This is a genomic window from Sulfitobacter sp. HI0129 (genome assembly GCF_001635395.1).
Taxonomy (GTDB): Bacteria; Pseudomonadota; Alphaproteobacteria; order Rhodobacterales; family Rhodobacteraceae; genus Sulfitobacter.
In genome coordinates this window covers 1-6381 of the sequence record NZ_LWGH01000452.1, presented here as the reverse complement: position 1 = coordinate 6381, position 6381 = coordinate 1, and the positions used below count along the sequence as shown (strand labels likewise).

General features: G+C 62.7%; 6 protein-coding genes. 2 read left to right on the top strand and 4 right to left on the bottom strand.

Going from position 1 to position 6381, the window contains the following annotated elements:
- Nucleotides 1–101: 101 nt before the first annotated feature.
- Nucleotides 102–977, bottom strand: a complete 876-nt coding sequence (locus tag A3764_RS12355; protein WP_067919147.1) for a carbon-nitrogen hydrolase family protein — start codon at nucleotides 975–977, stop codon at nucleotides 102–104.
- A gap of 95 nt (nucleotides 978–1072) precedes the next feature.
- Here A3764_RS12355 and A3764_RS12350 point away from each other — a divergent pair, with 95 nt between their 5' ends.
- Nucleotides 1073–1804 (top strand): NAD-dependent deacylase, encoded by a 732-nt coding sequence (locus tag A3764_RS12350; protein WP_067919146.1) that lies wholly within the window; start codon nucleotides 1073–1075, stop codon nucleotides 1802–1804.
- Between the two features lie 120 nt (nucleotides 1805–1924).
- Here A3764_RS12350 and rpmB read toward each other — a convergent pair whose 3' ends face one another.
- A complete protein-coding gene (gene rpmB / locus A3764_RS12345; protein WP_067919144.1) occupies nucleotides 1925–2224 on the bottom strand; it encodes a 50S ribosomal protein L28 in 300 nt (99 codons plus the stop codon).
- A gap of 196 nt (nucleotides 2225–2420) precedes the next feature.
- Here rpmB and A3764_RS12340 point away from each other — a divergent pair, with 196 nt between their 5' ends.
- Nucleotides 2421–3110: a CDP-alcohol phosphatidyltransferase family protein gene (locus tag A3764_RS12340; protein WP_443069381.1), complete on the top strand. Its 690-nt coding sequence runs from the start codon at nucleotides 2421–2423 to the stop codon at nucleotides 3108–3110.
- A 21-nt stretch (nucleotides 3111–3131) separates the two neighbouring features.
- On the opposite strand, the gene A3764_RS12335 is transcribed toward A3764_RS12340, so the two are convergent.
- Both A3764_RS12335 and ileS read right to left on the bottom strand, forming a co-directional pair.
- Nucleotides 3132–3398, bottom strand: coding sequence for a DUF3253 domain-containing protein (locus A3764_RS12335; protein ID WP_236628185.1), 267 nt, complete (start codon nucleotides 3396–3398; stop codon nucleotides 3132–3134).
- Nucleotides 3376–6282, bottom strand: a complete 2907-nt coding sequence (gene ileS, locus A3764_RS12330; RefSeq protein WP_067919138.1) for an isoleucine--tRNA ligase — start codon at nucleotides 6280–6282, stop codon at nucleotides 3376–3378. The genes A3764_RS12335 and ileS overlap by 23 nt, the downstream gene beginning before the upstream one ends.
- Between the last annotated feature and the right edge of the window lie 99 nt (nucleotides 6283–6381).

Here is a 6381-nt window from a genome sequence, read left to right as displayed (position 1 = left end):
AGCGTATCTTCCTTGGCCATGGTTTCTCCTTCTACCTATCCGCCCTCGGACTCGGGGCGCAGGCCTAGATGGGCACATTTAAGGGGTATTTCAAGTGCGATTCAACGCAAGGTGACGTTTATCGCCGTCCCGTCACGGCCGGTCTGGTCGGCCCAGTGGTCCCGGTTGAGCACGACCCCCTCTGCCCTGACATGAGCAACCTGCGCAAGGTCCACTTCGGCAAAGGTCCAGCCGGGCACACAGATATCGCCTGCGGCCAGCACGCCGGTTTCGGGAAATCCCGTGTCGGGCGGGCAGAAAATGCCGCCCGCGCCAAAGGAATCCCCCAGCGCGTCGGACCATGACGCCGGTCCGACAACCGAAGACATCGCGGTAACGCACTGATTTTCCAACGCACGCGCCATCGAGCCGATGCGCACGCGCCAGTATCCCGCCATGGCTTCCGTCACGCTGGGCACGCAGATGATATCGCAATCACGCAGGGCCCGCCCCAAGAGGGGAAATTCGCTGTCATAGCAGATCAGAATGCCGATGCGGCCCAGTTCGGTATCAAAGACCTGCAGTGGCCCGCCGCCGATAACGCCCCATTCCTCCCGCTCGAAACGGGTCATGATCTGCTTGTCCTGCACACCGATCTTGCCCGAGGGTGTGATCAGCCGGGCGCGGTTGACCGGTCTTTCCGTCGTGGCTGCAGGCCCTGAGGCGGCGACGATATGAACGCCATGTTCAGCCGCGAGCCTAAAGTGCAGCGCATTGGCATCCGCCATACGGTCCGACACTGCGTAGAGCGATGCTTCGAAATCACCGGCGACTTCCTGTCCCGCCAACGTGGCAAGCTCCATCGCGCCGTATTCAGGAAAGACGAGCAAATCCGCGCCCTCCCTGGCAGCCTCCCCCACCCAGCCGGACAGCTTGTCTTCGTAGTGCGACCAGCTTTGCAGCACGTCGAGCGGATAGGCGGCAGTTGCGATTTTCATGAAAGCCTCCGGCGGAAAACGGTGCGTGGGGCGGCGCTTGCACGCTCCGGTACTTGCTGGTTGAATTGCATGGAACCGGGCGGAAAGGCAATCGGATGAGCAGGATCGTGATACTGACGGGCGCGGGCATTTCCGCCGAAAGCGGGTTGGAAACCTTCCGGGCGGAAGATGGGCTCTGGGCGCAGCACCGGGTGGAGGATGTCGCCACCCCCGAAGGCTATGCGCGCGACCCCGAAACGGTCATCGCCTTTTACAACACCCGCCGCGCTCAGGCGGCAAAGGCGGAACCCAATGCGGCACACCGCGCACTCGCCCGTCTGGAGGAGGCTTTCCCCGGGGAGGTGCTGGTCGTCACGCAGAACGTGGATGATCTGCATGAACGGGGCGGCTCCCGCGCTGTCATCCACATGCACGGAAGCCTGAAATCAGCCCTCTGCGCCACCTGCGGGCACCGCTGGGAAGCCCCCTCGGTCATGAAGGTGGGCGACGCCTGCCCCCGCTGCGCACAGCCCACCGCCCGGCCCGATATCGTCTGGTTCGGTGAGATGCCCTACCGGATGGAAGAGATATTCGATCATCTGTCAGAGGCGGAGGTTTTCGCCTCCATCGGCACGTCCGGCAATGTATACCCGGCGGCGGGCTTCGTCTCCGAGGCGCGGCGCGCCGGGGCCCATACCATCGAATTCAACCTCGAACGGTCCGTGATCGGCAACCAGTTCGCGGAGCATCGCACCGGCCCCGCATCGCAGACGGTTGCCCGCTGGGTGGAAGAACTGACCGGCAAGGCACAGGGCACGGTAGCGTCCCGAACCGACCTGCCGTTCTAGCCCTCCTGCCCGCCTGCGTTCCCCCTCGCCCTACTGCCCAGACATGGCGACGGGAACAAAGAAAAACCCCGGCTGAAACCAGCCGGGGCTATCGAAATTTTCAAGCGCGGGAGGCGCCTATCAGGAAAGCACTTCGGCTTCGCTGCCCGACTTCTCAATCGCCTTCTTGACCTTCAGCGCGTTGGCGGAAAGATCAGCGTCCTTCGCCTTGGCGAGGTACTTGTCCAGCCCGCCGCGGTGATCGACGCTGCGCAGCGCGGAAGCCGAAATGCGGAACTTGAAGCTGCGACCCAGTGCTTCGGACTGCAGGGTCACGTCGTTCAGGTTGGGCAAGAACCGCCGGCGTGTGCGGTTGTTGGCGTGGCTTACGTTGTTGCCCGTCATCGGGCCTTTTCCGGTCAATTCGCAGCGGCGCGACATGGGTTTATCCTTTTGCTATCGCCACTTGCCGGCGATCCGGGCAATGGCGCAGGGGGGCCGCGCACGGCGACCCTGAATTCGTCCGCTGGCTTTAGTGGGAATCGCCGCAGTCGTCAACCCGGACAGGCAGCGCCACGCGTGCTTTTCCTTTTGCATACCGGCGGCGGATTTGCGATGCAGGCACATGTCAAAAGAAATGTCCGCTCTCTTCGTCCATCTGTTCACCGCGACAGGCGCAGTCTTCGCGATGCTGGCGATGCTCGCTGCCGTCAATCTGGACTGGAGCATGATGTTCCTGTGGCTGGTCATCGCCTTCTTCGTGGACGGGATCGACGGACCGCTGGCGCGAAAATACGACGTCAAACAATATGCGCCGGAATTCGATGGCGTTCTGCTCGACCTCATCATCGACTACCTCACCTACGTCTTCATCCCGGCCTTTGCCCTGTTCGAATCCGGGCTGATGGACGGCTGGAGCGGTTGGGTGATGATCATCATCATCACCTTCGCCAGTGCGCTTTATTTTGCCGATACCCGGATGAAGACAAAGGACAATTCCTTTTCCGGCTTTCCCGGCTGCTGGAACATGCTCGTGCTGGTGCTCTTCGCGCTGAAGCCCGAATGGTGGATCAGCCTCATCCTTGTGACCTTCCTTGCGATCACGATGTTCCTGCCTTTGAAATTCGTCCACCCGGTCCGGACGGAGCGTTGGCGGGCAGTGACATTGCCAATGGCGCTGGCCTGGACGTTCTTTGCCGGCTGGGCCGCATGGGTCGATTTCCATCCGCAAAGCTGGGCGCATTGGGGTCTGGTCGTGACCTCGATCTACCTGATCTTCGCCGGCATCGCCCAACAAATCATTCCGCCGCGCGACGCTACCGCCTGAACGCTATCGCTCTGCCCGGTGTCATGGGCGCCGTTCATCCTGTGGAAGCCGCAGGCGTATCGGCCCGCTGGCCTCTTCGGGGTCCACGTCGGCATCGCCCTGCGTAACGCGTAAACGCCCGTCGCGCATCATCTCGCCCGCGGCGGCCCGGACCTCATCCATCAACCCGCGCCAGTCGTCCGCCAGCACCCGCGCGACCTCGGAGGGGCAGATGCTCTTGCCGGGACCGCGCGCCGAAAGCTGGCGCGCGATCTCTTGGGCAATCTCACTCCGAGACGGCGTCGTCACAGCGTTTGCACAGGCCGGGATGCTCATGCGTGCCAACGTCCGGCAGGATCTTCCAGCAGCGCTGGCATTTATCGCCCTGCGCCTTCTCGAAGACCACGCCGATCCCCGGCACCTCGCTCAGGCGGAACGCCTCCGCCGGGGCGGGATCTTGCGTCAGCTGCACGTCGGAGGTAATGCAGATATCCGCGAAGGGCACGTCGCGCAGGGCGTCAAGAGTCCCCCCATCCTCCACATGCACGATCGGCGCCGCTTCGAGCGATGATCCGATAACCTTTTCCGTCCGCTGCACTTCCAGCGCAGCCGTCACCACGCGCCGGGCACGGCGGATCGCCGTCCATTTCGCCGCCAGTTCACCGTTCAGCCAGTGCTTCGGAGTCTCGGGAATATCCACAAGATGCACGGAGCTGTCGTCCCCAGGGAAGCGGTCGAGCCACACCTCCTCCATCGTGAAGACGAGGATCGGCGCGAGCCAGGTCGTCAGACGGTGGAACAGGATGTCGAGCACCGTCCGCGCGGCCCGGCGCTGCACCGTGTCGCCATCGCAATAAAGCACGTCCTTGCGGATATCGAAGTAGAAGGCCGACAGGTCGAGCGTGGCAAAGGTGAAGATCGCCTGAAAGACCCCTTGGAAATCGTAGCGGGCATAGCCTTCGCGCACCGTCTTGTCCAACTCCGCCAGCCGGTGCAGCACGAAGCGTTCAAGCTCGGGCATGTCCTCGGGGGCGATGCGGTCATCTTCGCTGTAGTCGGAAAGCGCCCCCAGCATGTATCGCATGGTGTTGCGGAGCCGGCGATAGCTGTCGGCAACCCCCTTGAGGATTTCGGGCCCGATGCGCTGATCGGCTGTATAGTCGGTCTGCGCCACCCAGAGCCGCAGGATATCGGCGCCATACTGTTTGACGATCTGGTCGGGCACGATGGTGTTCCCGATGGATTTGGACATTTTCATGCCCTTCTCGTCCAGCGTGAAGCCGTGGGTCACCACGTTGCGATAGGGCGCACGCCCCATTGTGCCCACCGACTGCAACAGGGATGAATGGAACCAGCCCCGATGCTGATCGGTGCCCTCCATGTAGACATCCGCGATGCCGTCTTCGGACCCGTCCTCCCGGTCGCGCAGAACGAAGGCATGGGTGGAGCCGGAATCGAACCAGACATCGAGAATGTCGAAGATCTGTTCGTACGCCTCGGGGTCCACGATACCGCTCAGGAACCGGTCCTTGGCACCGTCTTCGTACCAGACATCCGCGCCCTCGGCCTCGAAGGCCTCGACGATACGCGCGTTGACCTCTTCGTTGCGCAGAAGGAAATCCTCATCCGTCGGCAGGGCGCCTTTCTTCACGAAACAGGTCAGGGGCACGCCCCAGGCCCGCTGCCGCGACAACACCCAGTCAGGGCGCGCTTCCATCATCGAATAGAGCCGGTTGCGACCGGACCGGGGCACCCAGTTCACGTTGTCGATCTCTGTCAGCGCCCGTTCACGGATCGTCTTGCCGTGCATGTCCAGCCCGTCGCCCACGGGTTTGTCGATGGCGGCGAACCACTGGGCGGTGTTGCGGTAGATGACCGGCGCCTTGGAGCGCCAGGAATGCGGGTAGGAGTGTTTGATCTTACCCCGCGCGAGCAGCCCGCCAACCTCTGCCAGCTTGTCGATCACCGCGGCGTTGGCATTGCCCTCCTTGCCATTGGGCTTCAGGATCGCCTTCCCGCCGAAGAACGGCAGATCGTCCCGGAAACGGCCGTCTTCCATGACGTTGTAGGTGATCACCTCGCCCAGCATGCCAAGGTCACGGTAAAGCTCGTATTCCTCCAGACCGTGGGAGGGCGCGCAATGGACAAACCCGGTTCCTTCGGTGTCCGTCACGAAATCGGCGGCGCGGAAATCGCGCAACCCGTCCCATTCGCCCTTGCCGCCGTCGACACCTGCGAGCGGATGCATCAACTGCAGGCCCTGCAACGCCTCCGCCGGGACATCGCGCACCCGCTTCCACTGGCCCTCTTCAAGCCGGGCGCGCGCGAATACGTCAGCGGCGAGGTTATCGGCCAGCAAATAGCGCTGCCCCACCTCGGCCCAGCATTCGTCGGGCGTGCCGGTAACCTCATAGAGCCCGTAGGAAATACCCTCGCCGTAAACGACCGCCTTGTTCGAAGGCATCGTCCATGGGGTCGTCGTCCAGATAACGACATGGGCACCAGCCAGTTCGCTTTCACCCACGACCTTGAACTTCACCCAGATCGTGAAGCTTTCCTTGTCATGATACTCGACCTCCGCCTCGGCCAGCGCGGTCTTTTCCACAGGCGACCACATAACGGGCTTGGAGCCCTGATAAAGCGTGCCGTTCATGAGGAACTTCATGAACTCCTCGGCGATCACGCGCTCGGCGTGGAAATCCATGGTCAGATAGGGATCGCCCCAGTTCCCGGTGATCCCCAGCCGCTTGAACTCCTCGCGCTGCACATCGACCCATGAGGCCGCGAACTGGCGGCACTCAGCGCGGAATTCGTTGACGGGGACCTGATCCTTGTCCCGGCCCTTCTTGCGGTACTGCTCCTCGATCTTCCATTCGATGGGCAAGCCGTGGCAGTCCCACCCGGGGATATAACGCGCATCCCGTCCCATCATCTGATGGCTGCGCACGATCATGTCCTTGATCGTCTTGTTCAGCGCGTGGCCGATATGAAGGTTGCCGTTCGCATAAGGAGGCCCGTCATGCAGGGTGAAGGGCTCCCGCCCCTTTTTCTCCCGCAGCCGGTCATAGACGCCGATCCGCTCCCAACGCTCCAGCCAGCCCGGCTCGCGGTTGGGCAATCCGGCCCGCATGGGGAAATCCGTCTTCGGCAGGTTCAGCGTATTTTTATAGTCGGGGGGCGTGTCGGCGCACATGGGGAGCGTCCTTCGGCAAAGTGGAAATGTTCAGAAAAACGGACGGCGCCCGGCAGAGAAGGGAACCGGGCGGCAGACCTCCATCGCGGCCACGCCCAC

Coding starts and splice junctions, on each gene's coding strand:
- A3764_RS12350 (WP_067919146.1), top strand. CDS start 1,073: ATGAGCAGGATCGTGATACTGACGGGCGCGGGCATTTCCGCCGAAAGC.
- A3764_RS12355 (WP_067919147.1), bottom strand. CDS start 977: ATGAAAATCGCAACTGCCGCCTATCCGCTCGACGTGCTGCAAAGCTGG.
- A3764_RS12340 (WP_443069381.1), top strand. CDS start 2,421: ATGTCCGCTCTCTTCGTCCATCTGTTCACCGCGACAGGCGCAGTCTTC.
- rpmB (WP_067919144.1), bottom strand. CDS start 2,224: ATGTCGCGCCGCTGCGAATTGACCGGAAAAGGCCCGATGACGGGCAAC.
- ileS (WP_067919138.1), bottom strand. CDS start 6,282: ATGTGCGCCGACACGCCCCCCGACTATAAAAATACGCTGAACCTGCCG.